Source organism: Amycolatopsis sp. NPDC005961, from assembly GCF_040629235.1.
Taxonomy (GTDB): domain Bacteria; phylum Actinomycetota; class Actinomycetes; order Mycobacteriales; family Pseudonocardiaceae; genus Amycolatopsis; species Amycolatopsis camponoti.
In genome coordinates this window covers 17,164-31,777 of record NZ_JBEXVF010000044.1, presented here as the reverse complement: position 1 = coordinate 31,777, position 14,614 = coordinate 17,164, and the positions used below count along the sequence as shown (strand labels likewise).

At 70.5% G+C, this 14,614-nt stretch carries 17 protein-coding genes; 9 read left to right on the top strand and 8 right to left on the bottom strand.

The features are described from left to right. The first annotated feature begins 54 nt into the window (after nucleotides 1-54). Entirely contained in the window at nucleotides 55-657 is a 603-nt protein-coding gene (locus ABZ342_RS31805) for a LysE family translocator (RefSeq protein ID WP_360480741.1), read from the top strand. On the opposite strand, the gene ABZ342_RS31800 is transcribed toward ABZ342_RS31805, so the two are convergent. From ABZ342_RS31800 to ABZ342_RS31785, 4 genes are read right to left on the bottom strand one after another with little or no spacing between them, the layout of a single operon-like run. Then, nucleotides 654-1,538 carry an ABC transporter substrate-binding protein gene (locus tag ABZ342_RS31800; RefSeq protein ID WP_360480738.1) on the bottom strand — a complete coding sequence of 295 codons (885 nt, stop codon included), beginning with the start codon at nucleotides 1,536-1,538 and terminating at the stop codon, nucleotides 654-656. The genes ABZ342_RS31805 and ABZ342_RS31800 overlap by 4 nt on opposite strands. Then, a complete protein-coding gene (locus tag ABZ342_RS31795) occupies nucleotides 1,535-2,218 on the bottom strand; it encodes an ABC transporter permease subunit (protein ID WP_360480735.1) in 684 nt (227 codons plus the stop codon). The genes ABZ342_RS31800 and ABZ342_RS31795 overlap by 4 nt, the downstream gene beginning before the upstream one ends. Then, on the bottom strand, nucleotides 2,215-2,883 hold the full coding sequence (locus ABZ342_RS31790; RefSeq protein WP_360480733.1) for an ABC transporter permease subunit: 669 nt from the start codon (nucleotides 2,881-2,883) through the stop codon (nucleotides 2,215-2,217). The genes ABZ342_RS31795 and ABZ342_RS31790 overlap by 4 nt, the downstream gene beginning before the upstream one ends. After that, the gene (locus ABZ342_RS31785) at nucleotides 2,880-3,965 is read right to left on the bottom strand and encodes an ATP-binding cassette domain-containing protein (RefSeq protein WP_360480730.1); all 1,086 of its coding nucleotides are present in this window, start codon (nucleotides 3,963-3,965) and stop codon (nucleotides 2,880-2,882) included. The genes ABZ342_RS31790 and ABZ342_RS31785 overlap by 4 nt, the downstream gene beginning before the upstream one ends. Nucleotides 3,966-4,058: 93 nt before the next feature. Between ABZ342_RS31785 and ABZ342_RS31780 the strand changes: the two genes are divergently transcribed. Beyond that, nucleotides 4,059-5,474, top strand: coding sequence for a bis-aminopropyl spermidine synthase family protein (locus tag ABZ342_RS31780; protein ID WP_360480727.1), 1,416 nt, complete (start codon nucleotides 4,059-4,061; stop codon nucleotides 5,472-5,474). Nucleotides 5,475-5,525: 51 nt separating this feature from the next. On the opposite strand, the gene ABZ342_RS31775 is transcribed toward ABZ342_RS31780, so the two are convergent. Further along, nucleotides 5,526-6,707 carry an NADP-dependent malic enzyme gene (locus ABZ342_RS31775; protein WP_360480724.1) on the bottom strand — a complete coding sequence of 394 codons (1,182 nt, stop codon included), beginning with the start codon at nucleotides 6,705-6,707 and terminating at the stop codon, nucleotides 5,526-5,528. A 356-nt stretch (nucleotides 6,708-7,063) separates the two neighbouring features. Here ABZ342_RS31775 and rfbC point away from each other — a divergent pair, with 356 nt between their 5' ends. The 3 genes from rfbC (at nucleotide 7,064) to ABZ342_RS31760 (ending at nucleotide 8,640) form a co-directional block, all read left to right on the top strand. Further along, nucleotides 7,064-7,669 (top strand): dTDP-4-dehydrorhamnose 3,5-epimerase, encoded by a 606-nt coding sequence (gene rfbC, locus ABZ342_RS31770; protein ID WP_360480721.1) that lies wholly within the window; start codon nucleotides 7,064-7,066, stop codon nucleotides 7,667-7,669. Nucleotides 7,670-7,735: 66 nt separating this feature from the next. After that, nucleotides 7,736-8,209, top strand: a complete 474-nt coding sequence (locus ABZ342_RS31765; protein WP_360480718.1) for an SRPBCC family protein — start codon at nucleotides 7,736-7,738, stop codon at nucleotides 8,207-8,209. Next, nucleotides 8,206-8,640, top strand: coding sequence for a MarR family winged helix-turn-helix transcriptional regulator (locus ABZ342_RS31760; RefSeq protein ID WP_360480715.1), 435 nt, complete (start codon nucleotides 8,206-8,208; stop codon nucleotides 8,638-8,640). The genes ABZ342_RS31765 and ABZ342_RS31760 overlap by 4 nt, the downstream gene beginning before the upstream one ends. On the opposite strand, the gene ABZ342_RS31755 is transcribed toward ABZ342_RS31760, so the two are convergent. Then, complete coding sequence (locus ABZ342_RS31755) at nucleotides 8,630-10,237, bottom strand: GMC oxidoreductase (RefSeq protein ID WP_360480712.1); 1,608 nt, start codon at nucleotides 10,235-10,237, stop codon at nucleotides 8,630-8,632. The two genes, ABZ342_RS31760 and ABZ342_RS31755, sit on opposite strands and share 11 nt — an antisense overlap. 137 nt (nucleotides 10,238-10,374) lie before the next feature. Between ABZ342_RS31755 and ABZ342_RS31750 the strand changes: the two genes are divergently transcribed. Next, a complete protein-coding gene (locus ABZ342_RS31750; RefSeq protein ID WP_360480709.1) occupies nucleotides 10,375-11,043 on the top strand; it encodes a hypothetical protein in 669 nt (222 codons plus the stop codon). Here ABZ342_RS31750 and ABZ342_RS31745 read toward each other — a convergent pair. After that, the gene (locus ABZ342_RS31745; protein ID WP_360480706.1) at nucleotides 11,040-11,513 is read right to left on the bottom strand and encodes a hotdog fold domain-containing protein; all 474 of its coding nucleotides are present in this window, start codon (nucleotides 11,511-11,513) and stop codon (nucleotides 11,040-11,042) included. The two genes, ABZ342_RS31750 and ABZ342_RS31745, sit on opposite strands and share 4 nt — an antisense overlap. Nucleotides 11,514-11,596: 83 nt before the next feature. Here ABZ342_RS31745 and ABZ342_RS31740 point away from each other — a divergent pair, with 83 nt between their 5' ends. Next, on the top strand, nucleotides 11,597-12,187 hold the full coding sequence (locus ABZ342_RS31740; RefSeq protein WP_360480702.1) for an acid phosphatase: 591 nt from the start codon (nucleotides 11,597-11,599) through the stop codon (nucleotides 12,185-12,187). A gap of 1 nt (nucleotide 12,188) precedes the next feature. After that, a complete protein-coding gene (locus tag ABZ342_RS31735; RefSeq protein ID WP_360480699.1) occupies nucleotides 12,189-12,671 on the top strand; it encodes a GNAT family N-acetyltransferase in 483 nt (160 codons plus the stop codon). Between the two features lies 1 nt (nucleotide 12,672). Here the strand turns inward: ABZ342_RS31735 and ABZ342_RS31730 are convergent, their stop codons facing one another. After that, nucleotides 12,673-13,143: a hypothetical protein gene (locus ABZ342_RS31730; protein WP_155541122.1), complete on the bottom strand. Its 471-nt coding sequence runs from the start codon at nucleotides 13,141-13,143 to the stop codon at nucleotides 12,673-12,675. A 325-nt stretch (nucleotides 13,144-13,468) separates the two neighbouring features. Between ABZ342_RS31730 and ABZ342_RS31725 the strand changes: the two genes are divergently transcribed. Continuing rightward, nucleotides 13,469-14,395 (top strand): diacylglycerol kinase family protein, encoded by a 927-nt coding sequence (locus tag ABZ342_RS31725; RefSeq protein WP_360480695.1) that lies wholly within the window; start codon nucleotides 13,469-13,471, stop codon nucleotides 14,393-14,395. The last annotated feature ends 219 nt before the right edge of the window (nucleotides 14,396-14,614 follow it).

The window sequence follows — 14,614 nt, the reverse complement described above, 5'->3', positions numbered from 1 at the left end:
GCCGGGAGCGGAAAACAAGTTCGTCCACTCCGCCCCGCGTGTCAGGATCGGGGCATGCCGGTCGACCCGCACCTCCTCCTGGCCTTCGTCCTCACCACCATCGTCGCGATGGTCACCCCGGGCCCGGACATGCTCTTCATCCTCGGCTGCGGCATGCGCGGCGGCCCGAAAGCCGGGTTGCTCGCCACCGCCGGGGTCGCCACCAGTGAAGCCATCCACGTCGCCGTCGCCGCCGCCGGGCTCGCCGCTCTCTTCGCCGCCGTTCCCGTCGCCTTCACCGTCGTCCGGGTCACCGGGGCCGCCTATCTCATCTACCTCGGTGTGCAAGCCATCCGGAACCGGAAGCCGCTCGTCGAGCGGAAGAGCGACCGCGCCTACCTCAGCGGCCTGCTGACCAACCTGCTCAACCCGAAGATGGTCACCTTCACCATCGCCTTCCTCCCGCAGTTCGTCGACCCCGCGCGAGGGCACGTGGCCCTGCAGTTCGCGGTCCTCGGCGCCGTCATGATCGTGTTCGAGTTCCTCGTCGACGGCGCCGTCGGGGTGCTCGCCGGCCGCGTCGGCGGGTGGGTGCGCCGGAAGAAGAACCAGCGGCGCATCGAGGTCGCCACCGGGGGCATCTTCATCGGGCTCGGCGTCAAGCTCGCCCTGGACTAGGACTTCAGGTTGTTGCGCGCCAGGAAGTCCTCGGCGATGTCCAGCGGGTTGCGCTTCTTCTCGGTGAACTCGACGTTCAGCTCGGTCAGCTGCTCGGTCGTCAGCGCCGCCGAGACGCGGTTCAGCGCGGCCACCTCGGACGGGGACAGCGTTCCGCGCGCCACCAGTGGGACGATGTTCTGCGCCGGGAACATGTTCTTGTCGTCGACCAGCGGCACGAACCCGTTCGCCGCGATCGTCGACGACGTGCTGAACAGGTCCGCCACCTGGACGTCGCCCGACTTCAGCGCCGCCACCGTCACCGGGCCGCCCGTGTCGGTCGTGCGGATCTCCTTGAACTCGCAGCCGTACAGCTTCTTGATCTGATCCTTCCAGCGGCTGCTCCACTGGCCCGGCCCGCCGAACACCAGCTCGCCGCAGCGCTTGCCCAGGTCGGAGAACGTCTTGACGCCCGAAGCCGCCAGCTGCGACCCCACGACCAGGAGGTCCTTGTCCTCGGCCGGCGCCTGGTCGAGGACCTCGAACCCGGCCGGGATCTCCTGCTTCAGCTGCGCGTAGACGTCCTGGGACGTCGTCGCGGAAGTCTCCTTGTCGAAGTACCGCAACAGGTTCCCGCTGTAGTCCGGCACCACCGACAGCGACTTGTCCTGCAGCGCCTTGACGACGACCTCGCGGCTGCCGACCGGCGGCCGCACCGTCACGTTCGTGGCGCCGGCGTTGCGAAGCGCGCCAGCGTAGATTTGGGCCAGCAGCAGGCTTTCCCCGACGTCGGACGCGCCGATGATGATGTCGCCGGACGCGCCGCCCTCGCCGCCGCCCGCCAGCGGGTTGCCGCACCCGGCGGCCAGGACCAGAGCAAGCAGCACGACCAGCCGTTTCACGCCGTCACCTTCTTCACGGCCTCCGCGAGCCGGACGCCCCGCGGCACCAAAGCACGGTTCAGCAACGAAAAGAGCAGATCCAGGACGATCGCGAGCACCGTCGTCAGCAACGCGCCCGCGATCACCTCGGAATAGTCCAAAATGGCCAGTCCGTCGAGCAGGAACCGGCCCAGGCCACCGAGTCCGACGTACGCGGCCACCGCGGCCGTCGCCACGAGCTGGAGCACGGCGTTGCGGATGCCGCCCAGCACGAGCGGCAGCGAGATCGGGACCTCGACCTTCCAGAGCCGCTGCCAGCCGGTCATCCCGACGCCCTCGGCGGCGTCGACCACGCCGTGGTCGGTCGCCTGCAGCCCGGCGTACGTGCCGGCCAGGATCGGGGGCACGGCCAGCACGACGAGCCCGATGATCGTCGAGGTGACGCTTTCGGTGAAGAGCAGGAACAGGAACGTCACGAGCCCCAGCGTCGGCAGCGCGCGGATCGCGTTGCCCGCGCTCACCAACGCGACACCGCCGCGTCCGGTGTGCCCGACGAACAGTCCCAGCGGGACAGCGATGACCAACGCGATCACCAAGGACAGCAAGACGTAGCCCAGGTGTTCCAGCAGCCGCTGCGGGACGCCGTCCGGGCCCGACCAGTGCGCCGGGTCGCCGAACCAGTGGAAGAGGTCGGTGATCATGCGACAGCCACCCTTTCCCACGGCGTCAGCAGGTTCCGGATCCCCACCAGGACCAGGTCGACGACCAGCGCGAGCAGGAGCGTCAGCACGATGCCGACGAAGATCGGCGAGAAGTACTCACGCTGGAAGCCGTCGGTGAACAGGACACCGAGGCCGCCGGTGCCGATCAGCGCACCGACGCTGACCAGGCTGATGTTGCTCACCGACGCCACCCGCACGCCGGCCGCGAGGACCGGCACGGACAGCGGAAGCTCGACGGCGAAAAACTTGCGCACCGGCTTGTACCCGACGGCGGTGGCGGCGGCGATCACCGACGGCGCCACCGCGTCGAGCGCGTCGAGGACCGGGCGGACCAGCAGCGCCGTGGTGTAGATCGTCAGCGCGACGACGACGTTGACGCTGTCGAGGATCTTCGACCCGATCAGGCCGGGGATGACGACGAACAGCGCCAGCGACGGGATCGTGTAGAGCAGGTTGGCCAGCACCATCAGCACCTGCCGGGCGGGCCGCCAGCGGTGCCCGAGCCAGCCCGCCGCGATCGCGAGGACGATGCCCAGTACCAGCGGGAGCAGCGCCAGGTAGACGTGGTCGCCCAGGTCACCGAGGATTTCGACGCGCGTGTTCGCGCTGCTCAGGTACTGCCCGAGCTCGTCGAAGAAGCTCATGACGCCTGGGGCGTCGCCTCGATCACGTCCAATACCTGTCTCGCGACCACGCCGCCGAGCACGCGGTGGTCTTCGTCGACGACCACGCCGAGACTGGCGGGCGAGGACAGCGCGGCGTCGAGCGCGCCGCGGATCGGCGTCCCGTGGACCCACAGGGAACCACCGGCGACGAGGTCGTCTTCGGACAGTACGCCGTCCACTGTGGAGTTCGGGCGCAGCCAGCCGCGGGGTTGCTTGTCGGTGTTGACACCCAGCCGCCAGCCGTCGCTCGCGGAGACCGGGGAGCCGATCTCGACCAGCTCGATCTCCTTGACCTCGACGCCCTCGGCGGAGAGGAAGGACAGGCCGCGGTAGCCGCGGTCGCGGCCGACGAACGACGCGACGAAGTCGTCCACCGGGTGGCGCAGGACGTCGGCGGGGGTGCCGTACTGGGCGAGCTTGCCGCCGACGCGCATCACCGCGACCTTGTCGCCGAGCCGGACGGCCTCGTCGATGTCGTGGGTGACGAACACGATGGTCTTGCCCAGCTGCGACTGCAGCCGCAGCAGCTCGTTCTGCAGGTCCTCGCGCACGATCGGGTCGACCGCGGAGAACGGCTCGTCCATCAGCAGCACCGGCGAGTCCGCGGCGAGCGCGCGGGCGACGCCGACGCGCTGCTGCTGGCCGCCCGAGAGCTGGGCCGGGTACCGCTTGCCGACCTCGACCGGCAGGCCGATGGTCTCGAGCAGCTCGGCCGCCCGCTTGCGCGCCTTCGCCTTGTCCCAGCCGGACAGCAGGGGCACGGTGGCAATGTTGTCCAGGACCGTCCTATGTGGAAAGAGCCCGGCGTGCTGAATGACGTAGCCGATGCCGCGGCGCAGCAGCGCCGGGTCGCCCTCGGCGACGTCCTTGCCGTCGAGCAGCACCTGGCCGCCGGTGGGCTCGATCATCCGGTTGATCATCCGCAGCGACGTCGTCTTGCCGCAGCCGGACGGGCCGACGAACACGGTGATCGTGCCGTCCTCGACCGTCAGGTTCAGCTTGTCGACGGCAACCGTCCCATCGGGATACTGCTTGGTCACGTCGCGGAATTCGATGGTCACTTGCCCACTCCCCATGTCCGGTGCAATCGACCGTAGCCGAGTTGGCGACGGTTGGCACGGTGTTCCGGCAGGTGGTGACTAGGCTCGGAGCCTGTGAAGGCACTCGACGATGTCCTCGCCGCGCACGGCGTCGGCGTCCGCCCGCTGCACCGCGTCATCGACCTCCTGCGCACCGGCGACCACGACCTCGGCGAGCTGGTGCGGCTGAGCACGGCGCCCCGGCGCAGCGTCGAGGACGTCCTCGCGGCCCTGGGCGACGACCTCGACCGCAGCGGCGACCGGCTGCGGCTCTCCCCCGGCGTCGCGGCGTCGTACCTGCAGTACAGCACCCCGCGCTACGCCGACCCGCTCGACGAAGCCGTCGCGACCCACGAGCTGCTGCCGAAGGTCGCCGAGTGGGTCGCGGAGGTCCCGCCGCCGCTGGCCGCGCTCGACCACGTGCAGGCCACGCCGGAGACGGTGCTGCGCCGCGCGTTGTGGCTGGACGCGCGCTACGACCTCGCGTCGGCGCGGCTGCTGTTCCTCGGCGACCACGACCTGACGTCGCTGGCGGTGCGCGCGGTCTGCCCGGCGGCGTCGCTGACCGTCGTCGACCTCGACGAGCGCGTGCTGGCCTACCTCGACGAGCGCGGCGGGCGCGAGATCGCCACCGCCCACGCGGACCTGCGCGTCGGCCTGCCGCCGGCCTTCAACGGCGGCTTCGACCTGGTGTTCAGCGACCCGCCGTACACGCCCGAAGGCATGGGCCTGTTCGCGGCGCGCGGCGTCCAGGCGCTGCGGGAGCCGTCCGAGGGACGGCTGCTGTTCGCGTACGGCTACAGCCCGCGCCACCCCGCGCTGGGCGCGCAGGTGCAGCGTTCGCTGGCCACGCTCGGGCTGACGTTCGAGGCGATCCTGCCGGACTTCAACCGCTACTTCGGGGCGCAGGCGATCGGCAGCGCGGCGGACCTGTACGTCTGCCAGCCGACGGCGAAGGCCAAGAAGATGCGCGGTGCCAAGGGGAAGTCCGCGATCTACACGCACGGGCCGCAGTCGGTGGAAGCGTCCGGGACGAAGCCGGCGCTGCTGGAGAAGCTGAAGGAGATCGCCGTCTCGGGCGGGCTTTCGCCGGAAACGCGGCCGGTGGACTGGTCGATCTCCGGGCCCGAGGGCGACGCGGTCGCGATGGACCTCTCGGCCGACCCGGGCCCGTGGCTGCTGCGCGTCCTGCTGGGCACGAACGCCCGGCGCCTGGCGCTGCTGGTGCCGAACGCGCACCCGGACCTGGCGGACGAACGGTCCCAGACGGCGCTTTCGGAGCTGATCCGCGGGAAGTACGCGCTGCGGTACCTGCGGAGCACCCCGGACAACCGGCACGCGGTGGTGGTCGCGGACGCCGTCGAAAACCAGGAAGAGGTGCTCACGCGCGCACACGCCCGGCTGGCGAACGTCTCCCTGGACGTCCCCGCCGAACTCCAGGACCTGCGCCTGGTCGACGTCCCCCGCCACCGCCTCACCGAACTGCTCTGAACACGCCGAAGGGCGGCACTCTCCGCGAAAGTGCCGCCCTTCGGACCAACGTCAGGCCGTGACGCCGTCCGCTTCCGCGGCCTTCGCCACCGCGGCCGCGACCTCGGGGGCGACGCGCGGGTCAAGCGGCGAGGGGACGATGCGGTCCGGGCCCAGGTCGTCCATCGCCACCGACACGATCGCCTCGGCGGCCGCCAGCTTCATGCCCTCGGTGATCGCCCGCGCGCCGGAGTCCAGCGCGCCGCGGAACACGCCGGGGAACGCCAGCACGTTGTTGATCTGGTTGGGGAAGTCGCTGCGCCCGGTGGCCACGATCGACGCGTAGCGCGCCGCCACCTCGGGGTGCACCTCCGGGTCCGGGTTGGACAGTGCGAACACGATGCCACCGCCCGCCATCCGGCCGAGCAGCGTCTCGTCGATCGTCGCGCCGGACAGGCCGAGGAAGACGTCGGCGCCTTCCAGCGCCTCCGCGAGCCCGCCCTGGAGACCGGCCTTGTTCGTCGTCGCGGCCAGGCGCGCCTTGATCGGGTTCAGGCCGTCGCGGCCCTCGTGGATGATCCCGCGCGAGTCGAGGACGGTGACGTCGCCGATGCCGGCCTCCTGCAGGATCCGCGCGCACGCGACACCCGCGGCGCCGGCGCCGGAGACGACCACGCGCTGGTCGGCGATCGCCCGGTCGAGGACCAGGTTGGCGCCGCGCAGCGCGGCCAGCGTGACGATCGCCGTGCCGTGCTGGTCGTCGTGCATGACCGGGCAGTCCAGCGCCTGCTTGAGCTTGTCCTCCAGCTCGAAGCACCGCGGCGCGGAGACGTCCTCCAGGTTGACGGCCCCGTAGGACGGCCGCAGCCGCACCATCGTTTCGACGATTTCGTCGACGTCGGTGGTGTCGAGCACCAGCGGGATCGAGTCGAGCCCGCCGAAGGTCTTGAACAGGACCGACTTGCCCTCCATGACCGGCAGCGACGCGCTGGCGCCGATGTCGCCGAGGCCCAGCACCGCCGTCCCGTCGCTCACCACGACGACGAGCCGGTCCGCCCACGTGTACCGCTTGGCCTTGGCCGCGTCCTCGGCGATCGCGCGGCTCACCTTCGCCACACCCGGGGTGTACGCGATCGAAAGGTCACGCGGGCTGGCGATCGGGCGGGTGGCCGCCACCGAGAGCTTGCCGCCCTCGTGCCCGGTGAAGATCTCTTCGTCGGTGACCGGCGCTCCGGCGCCGGTGGGGTCGCTCATGGGGATTCCTGTCGTCGTTTCCGTCATTCCTCCAGTGGGAATGACGGAACTCGCGGATCGGACTTGGGTCACTGGAATTTCTCCTGGGCATGCGAGACGGGACCACGGCTGCAGGGGAAACCGTGGTTGTTCCCGGCACGGCAGCCCAGCGCGGTAGCGCCGGCCTGTCGGCGAGGCGTCACGTCGGCCATCGGTGCCGTGGGTCTGGCGATGGCCGCGGACGCGGCGGTCCAGTCAGTGTGACAGGTCCGGTCCGGAAGGTGACCCCTCGGTGCGGCTGATGTCACATCGGACCCCTATTCCGGCAATTGCCAAGACGTCCGTTCGGTTTTTTAAGCGCCCGATATGGTGACGCCATGGAATTCCGCCGGCTGAGCGTCCCGGACGCCTTCGAGTTCTCCCCCCGGGCGTTCCCCGACGAGCGAGGCCTGTTCGTCGCCCCCTTCCAGGAGGACGTCCTGCGCGAGGCGACCGGGCACCCCCTGCGGCTGGCCCAGGCGAACCACAGCGTGTCCCGGCGCGGCGCGATCCGCGGCATCCACTTCGCCGACACACCTCCCGGCCAGGCGAAGTACATCTACTGCGCACGCGGCTCGCTGCTGGACGTCGTCGTGGACCTCCGCGTCGGCTCGCCGAGCTTCGGCACGTGGGACGCCGTCCGGCTCGACTCCGAGCGGTTCAACTCGGCGTACCTCGCCGAAGGTCTCGGACACGGCTTCATCGCCCTCGAAGACGACACGGTGATGGCCTACCTGTGCTCCGAGCCGTACAACCCCACGGGCGAGCACGGCATCACCCCGCTCGACCCGGCACTGGGCCTGCCCTGGCCGGCGGACATCGAGCCGATCCTGTCCGAGAAGGACCGCACGGCGCCGACGCTGGCCGAAGCCCTGGAGCAGGGCCTGCTGCCGTCCTACCAGGACTGCGTCGCCTACTACGACAAGCTGCGCTCGGCGCACTGACTCAGCGCACGACCGGGTCCGCGTGACCCCTTGCGCAGTTAGTATGCGCGCATATAGTCTGCCCGCATGGCACTTTACGAGTACGAGCACAGCGAGACCTCGACCGCCCCCGCCGCCGCGATCTGGCCGCTCTGGGCCGACACCGCCCGCTGGCCCGAGTGGGACGCCGGCGTCCGCTCGGTGGTCATCGACGGCCCGTTCGCCGTCGGGACCAGCGGCACCATGACGATGGACGGGATGCCGCCGATCCCGTTCACGCTGACCGAGGTCACCGAGGGGCGCGGCTTCACCGACGAAACCCGCCTGCCCGACGCCCACCTGTGGTTCGAGCACGAACTGACCGACATCGACGGCGGTACGCGCATCACTTATCGCGTCACCATCGACGGGCCCGACGGCTTCGGTGAGCAGGTCACGTCGGACACTCCGCAAGCGATGCAAGCGCTTGCGCGCCTCGCTGAGGCTGAGACATCCGGGGCTTCGCCCCGGGCCGGGGGCTCCGCCACCCGGAACCCCCGAAGGGCAGGATCGCGGGTATGACCGCCCCGGAGTCCCGCCTGCCCGGCCCCGAGCGCAGCCCCGGCTTCCTGCTGTGGCGCGTGACGCTGGCCTGGCAGCGGGCGATGCGGGCCGCGCTGGCCCCGCACGACCTCACGCACGTCCAGTTCGTGCTGCTGACCACGACGTGGTGGCTCACCCGCTCGGGCGAGCCACCGACGCAGCGACAGCTGGCCGAGCGGGCCGGCACGGACACGATGATGACCAGCCAGGTCGTCCGCAAGCTCGCCGAACGCGGCCTGCTCGCCCGCGCCGACGACCCGGCCGACGCGCGCGCGAAGCGCCTCGAAATCACCCAGGCCGGGCTGGACCTGGTCGCGAAGGCCCTGAAGGACGTCGAAGCCGCCGACGCGTCCTTCTTCGAAGCCGCCGACGACGGGTTCGTCGACTCGCTGGCGAAGCTCAGCCCCTGAGGTCTTCGGCGAGGACGCGCTCGATGTTGCGCTCGGCCAGCGCCGTGATCGTCACGAACGGGTTGACGCCGGTGCTGCCCGGGATGAGCGAGCCGTCGGTGACGTACAGGTTCCGGTAGCCCTTCACGCGGCCGTAGTCGTCCGTCGCCTCGCCGAGCACCAGCCCGCCCAGCGGGTGGTAGGTGAAGCGGTTCTCGAAGGTGCGGGTGTCGCCGAACAGGTCGTAGCGGTAGATCGTCCTGTTCGCCCGGTTGACCTGGTCGAACAGCGCCTTCGCGGCGTCGATCGACGGCTGCCCCTGCGACGCCGTCCAGTGCAGCTTCGCCGAGTCGCTCGCGGCGTCGTAGGTGAAGTGGCCGCGTTCGGGGTTCTTCGTGATCGCCAGGTAGAGGCTGACCCAGGTCTCGAGGCCGGCGGGCACCGGCGCGATCTCGGCGAACGCCGGGTGCACCGGGTCCGCCCAGTTGTCGATGCCGAGCGCGGGCATGCCGGACTGCAGGCTGCCGGTGGTGTCCCAGACGTGGTTGGCGCGGCCGCACATGACGTTGCCGTTGGTGCCCCAGCCCCGTCCGACGGCTTCGCCCAGGCCGGGGAGGCGTCCGGTGTCGCGGGCGCGCACCAGCAGCTCGGTCGAGCCGACGCTGCCCGCGCCGAGGAACAGGTGTTTGGTGTTCACGTGCCGCGTGCCCAGGACGGTGCCGTGTTCGTCGATCTCGCGGACGACGAGCGTGTACGTCCCGTCGGGCTGAAGGATCTCGCGGACCTCTCGCAGCGTCTCGATGGTCACCTTGCCGGTGCCGAGCGCGGCGGCCAGGTAGGACTTGTCGAGCGAGCGCTTCCCGTGGTTGTTGCCGTAGATGACCTCGGACGCGTCCGCCGAGCGCGGGACCTCGCCCGCCTCCTCGCGGCGCAGGTAGTCCATGTCGTACACGCTGGGCACGAACACCGTGCCGAACCCGGCCCGGCGCGCGGCCTTCCGCGAGACGCGGGCGTACTGGTAGGACCGGCACGTCTCGAACCAGCCGGGGTCGACGACGTTGACGCCCAGCGCCGCGTTCGCCCGCGGGAAGTACTTGCCGTACATCTCGGCGGCGTCGACGCGCGGCAGGATCTCCTCGAAGTAGGACCGCTTCGGCGTCACGGCCATCGCGCCGTTGACCAGGGACCCGCCGCCGACGCCGCGGCCGAGGTACACCGCCATGTCGCCGAAGTTCACCCGGTCGAGCACGCCGGCGTAGCGCCCGATGTCGCGGTTGGCCAGGTCGAGCCAGAGGAACGACGCGAGCGGCGCCTCGGTCCGGTCCTTGAACCACATCGCGCGCTCGTCCGGGTTCAGCATCGGGCAGAAGACCTTGCCGTCGGCACCGGGCGTGGTCCACAGCTTGCCCATCTCGAGCATCAGCGTCGGGATCCCGGCCTCGCCGAGCCGCAGGGCCGTGACGGCGGCGCCGTAGCCGGTGCCGACGACCACCGCCGGCGCGTACTCCGGGAGCGGCGACGCGGCGGCGGGCCGCGTCGAGACCGTGGTCAGCCCGAGGGCGGCGGCGGAGTTCAGGGCGGCGAGGCCGAGGAACCGGCGGCGGGAGAACGCAGACATGGTCCCGAGCATGCCCGAGTTCAGTAAACGGCGTTAACTAAATGAAACGCGTTTCACTCGATCGAGGGAAATCTCGGGTGTCCCCCTGGGGGCGATCCCGGATGTCCGGTCCGCGCGGGACGAGCAGGCTCACGGCCATGAAACTTCTCGCACTGGGGGCGGCCGCGGTCGCCGTCGCCGCACTGGGCGTCATGCCCGGGGCGGCGTCCGCCGACGAGCTGCCGACGTTCGACTTCACGGACTGCCCGGCACCGCCCGCGAACGCCGACCCGGGCACGTGGCGCTGCGAAGCCTTTGTCTCGCAAGGGAAACTGACGATCGACGGCAAGGAGATCCCGCTCGGGGAGATGCGGCTGACCTTCAGCGAAGGCCGGGTGAACGGCCAGTACGCGCAGGTGTTCGGCTCGCTGCGACACGCTCCCGTGAGCGTTCCCGGCCTGGCCGGCACGACGATCCAGCTGCGCTACGGCGGTCACTCCGACTTCCAGAGCAACGACGAGCGCCGCGGCGAGCTCGACGTCTACGCCGTGCTGCGACACCCGTTGCTGCGCGAGGACTGCAGCATCGGCTCGGCGTCCGCGCCCCTGCACACCGTCGTCCACGACGACCCGGCCGTGCCGCCGCGGCTGATCTCGGACAACCCGAAGACCGCGTTCTTCGGCGTCGTCGACCCGGACCTCGCCCTCCCGGCGACCCGGGGCTGCGGCCCGCTCGGCAAGCTCGTCGACCGGCGCCTGGGCCTGCCGTCGCCGTCCGGCGAGAACGCGTTCTACCAAACCACGTACGTGCAGTACAAGCCGCTCTAACGCTTCTTGGGCGTCACCCAGATCGTGATCGTCCCGGTGACCACCGGCTTGCCCCGCGAGTCCGAAATGGTCACCGGGACCTCGATCTCAACACCTTCGTCGCCGAACTCCGGCAGCGCGGGCAGCGACGCGACCGCGCGCAGGCCCGTTTCGGCTTTCGCGACGTACTGGACGTTCATGCCCTTCGGCAGCCAGCGGTGCGTCGCCGGGACCGTCGCCTCGGCGAGCATGCCCATCGCGATCTCGGCGAGGTTGCAGGCGGCGATCGCGTGGAACGTGTGGATGTGGTTGTAAACACCCCACCACTTCGGCGCGGTGACCTCGCAGTGGCCCGGCCGCAGCTCGCGCACCGAGGGCAGCACCGTGCGGAAGTACGGCACGCGCAGGCACATCGCGGCGCTGAACAGCTGTTTCCCGCCCGGCTTGGCGGCCAGCTTGTGCCACAGCGCGAACGTCGGCGTGTCGGACATCGGGGTCTCCTCCAGCTAAGCTACTGCTCAGTAGCCAAGCAGACGACCGGCCGCCGCGCAAACCGCCGGATATATTCGCCCGTGTGGCGAACCGTCTCTTCCTCCTCCGGCACGGCCAGACCGAATGGTCGGTGAACGGGCGGCACACCGGCCGCACCGACATCCCGCTGACGCCGGCCGGTGAGGGACAGGCGCTGGCCGCGGGCGGCACGCTCCGGCGCCTCCTGGGCGGGCCGTCGCTCGTGCTGTCGAGCCCGCGGACCCGGGCGCTGCGGACGGCCGCGCTGGCCGGCCTGCGCGTCGACGAAGTCACCGAGGACCTGTCCGAATGGGACTACGGCGAGTACGAGGGCATCACCACGCCGGAGATCCGCAAGACCGTGCCGGGCTGGACCGTGTGGACCCACCCGATCCCCGGCGGCGAAAGCGCCGCGCAGGTCTCCGACCGCGCGGACCGCGTGCTGGCGCGCGCCCGGAAAGACATCGAAGCCGGCGACGTGATCCTGGTCGGCCACGGCCACTTCAGCCGCGTGCTGGTGGCCCGCTGGATCGGCCTGCCCGCCACCGCGGGCGTCCACTTCGGACTCGACGCGGCCGGCATCGCGGTGCTCGGCGACGAGCGCGGCGAACCCCAGATCGAACACCTCAACCTGCCGCCCGCACTGGAGGACTGACGTGCCCGACGACCGCATCCGCCGGATCCGGCCCGACGACGTCGAGGCCGCCGTCGGCCTGGCGTACGCGCTGGCCGACTACGAGCGTGCCCCGGACGAGTGCCACCTGACGGCTCCACAGCTGCACGAGGCGCTGTTCGGCGAAGCGCCGAAGCTGTTCGGGCACGTGGCCGAAGTGGACGGCGAGATCGCCGGCTTCGCGGTGTGGTTCCTCAACTACTCGACCTGGCGCGGCGTGCACGGGATCTACCTGGAGGACCTGTTCGTCCTGCCGTCCCACCGCGGGTCCGGCCTGGGCAAGGCCCTGCTGGCGGCGCTGGCCGCGGAGTGCGTCGCGAACGGCTACGCGCGGCTCGAGTGGTCGGTCCTGGACTGGAACCCGGCGACGGAGTTCTACAAGGCCCTCGGCGCGGTCCCGATGGACGAGTGGACGGTCAACCGCCTCACCGACGAGCCCCTGAAGGCGCTGGCCGCCCAGGCGTAGCTCAGTCCTCTTCGTGGCCCTCGCGCTCGGCGCGGCGGCCGGCCAGCCCGCCGCGTTCGGCGGCTTCCGTCTCCGTCTCGCCTTCACGCAGGCCCAAGGCCCAGGCCCGGGACGGGGCGCGGAACAGCAGCACCAGCGTCGCGATGCCGAACAACGCGATCGGCACGCCCCACGCGGGCTCGCCGGACGGTCCGAGCAGGTACCAGCCCAGGCCGACCACGATCAGCGCGATCACCACCCCCGGCGAACGCGCCCACGTCTGCCCCAGGACCAGCCCGCCCGACGCGGCCAGGAACGCCAGCGCCACCACGATGAACGTCCCCGACTCGACGTAGACGTTGTTGCCCGGCTGCGCGGGCGAGCCCAGGCCGTTCACCAGCACCACCACCCCGAACACCAGCAGGGCGAGCGACGGCACCGCGGTGACCACGCCGGCCAGCCGGACCTCACGGGGAGCGGGCGAGAGCTTCACTGCGGCAGCCTTCCGGAGGTCTTTTTCGCGGGAGCACAGTGGACTCGACCAGGGCGGGTCACCGTGCGTGAGCTGATTCGATCGTATGCCACCCGGTCGGCCGTTTTCGCGGGACCGCCCGGGCGCTGAGAATTCAGGTGTCGTCGATGAGCGGGCGGTCGGCCCGGGTGCACTTGTCACGACGAGCGGACACTCGTCACACGAAGGAGGGCCGCCCGGCACAGGGTCACAGGTGCGGTTCGGAGCGTCGCCACGACCGGTGCTTCCGGTCACCTTGCGCCGTCGAGAGGTTCTCGGGGCGGTGAGCGTCACCTACCCTGCGGTAGTGCGCGCAATCCTCGTCGTGAACCCCCAGGCCACCTCGACCACCGCCGGTGGCCGGGACGTCCTGGCGCACGCGCTCGCCAGCCAGGTCAAGCTCGACGTGGTCGAAACGGACTACCGCGGGCACGCCATGGCCGTCGCGCGCTCGGCCGCGCGGGACGGGATCGACCTGGTCGTGGCGCACGGCGGCGACGGCACGGTCAACGAGGTCGTCAACGGTCTCCTGGCCGATTCCGACGGCGACCCGACCCAGATCGGGCGCGTCCCCGCGCTCGGCGTCGTCCCCGGCGGCTCGGCCAACGTGTTCGCGCGCGCCCTCGGCATCTCCTCGGACCCGGTCGAAGCCACCCACCAGCTGCTCCACGCGCTGGAGAACGACCGCTCACGCCGGGTCGGGCTCGGCCTGGCCGACGGCCACTGGTTCACCTTCAACTCCGGGCTCGGCTGGGACGCCGACGTCGTCGGCCGCGTGGCGAAGCGCCGGGGCAAGCAGACGACCGCGGGCCTCTACATGAGGGCCGCCGTCCGCTCCTACTTCCGGCCGCCGCTGGGCCGGCCGGCCCTCACCATCCGCGTCCCGGGTGAAGAGCCCACCGAAGCGCTGACCGCTTTCGTGTCGAACACCGATCCGTGGAGCTACCTGGGCCAGCGTCCGATCCACCTCAACCCGGGTTGCTCGTTCGAGACGGGATTGGGTCTGTTCGCGTTGAACGGTCTGGGGTTGCCCACGGTGTTCAAGCATGTACGGCGTGCTTTGGCTACGAAGAGCAACCAAAAAGGGAAACGTCTCGTGCGTCACGACGACGTGCCGATGATCCGCATCGACGCTGCTGAACCGGTAAACTTCCAGGTGGACGGCGACCTCGTCGGCCAGCGGACCCGAGTGGAATTCTTCAGTGTCCCCAGTGCACTCACGGTAATCGTGTGACGACGGGACCGCTGATCGCCTGCGGCAAAGTGCAATCTGCCGTTCGTCGACGCAGAAGCTCCACTCAGCGCATCAGCCTTCCCTTCGGGCGGCTGTTTCGGAGAGAAACCGCAGGTCAGAGGGGTCGCTCGGCCGGGTGACCTGACTCACCGATCTTCAAGAAACCCTTGTCGAACGCGGTGCTTCGTGAAAGCATTCACAAGCACCCAAGAACACGAC

Bases quoted from the DNA above. Each gene is read 5' to 3' on its own strand.
- ABZ342_RS31745 (WP_360480706.1), bottom strand. From the start codon at position 11,513: ATGTCCGACACGCCGACGTTCGCGCTGTGGCACAAGCTGGCCGCCAAG.
- rfbC (WP_360480721.1), top strand. From the start codon at position 7,064: ATGGAATTCCGCCGGCTGAGCGTCCCGGACGCCTTCGAGTTCTCCCCC.
- ABZ342_RS31750 (WP_360480709.1), top strand. From the start codon at position 10,375: ATGAAACTTCTCGCACTGGGGGCGGCCGCGGTCGCCGTCGCCGCACTG.
- ABZ342_RS31765 (WP_360480718.1), top strand. From the start codon at position 7,736: ATGGCACTTTACGAGTACGAGCACAGCGAGACCTCGACCGCCCCCGCC.
- ABZ342_RS31805 (WP_360480741.1), top strand. From the start codon at position 55: ATGCCGGTCGACCCGCACCTCCTCCTGGCCTTCGTCCTCACCACCATC.
- ABZ342_RS31795 (WP_360480735.1), bottom strand. From the start codon at position 2,218: ATGATCACCGACCTCTTCCACTGGTTCGGCGACCCGGCGCACTGGTCG.
- ABZ342_RS31760 (WP_360480715.1), top strand. From the start codon at position 8,206: ATGACCGCCCCGGAGTCCCGCCTGCCCGGCCCCGAGCGCAGCCCCGGC.
- ABZ342_RS31755 (WP_360480712.1), bottom strand. From the start codon at position 10,237: ATGTCTGCGTTCTCCCGCCGCCGGTTCCTCGGCCTCGCCGCCCTGAAC.
- ABZ342_RS31790 (WP_360480733.1), bottom strand. From the start codon at position 2,883: ATGAGCTTCTTCGACGAGCTCGGGCAGTACCTGAGCAGCGCGAACACG.
- ABZ342_RS31775 (WP_360480724.1), bottom strand. From the start codon at position 6,707: ATGAGCGACCCCACCGGCGCCGGAGCGCCGGTCACCGACGAAGAGATC.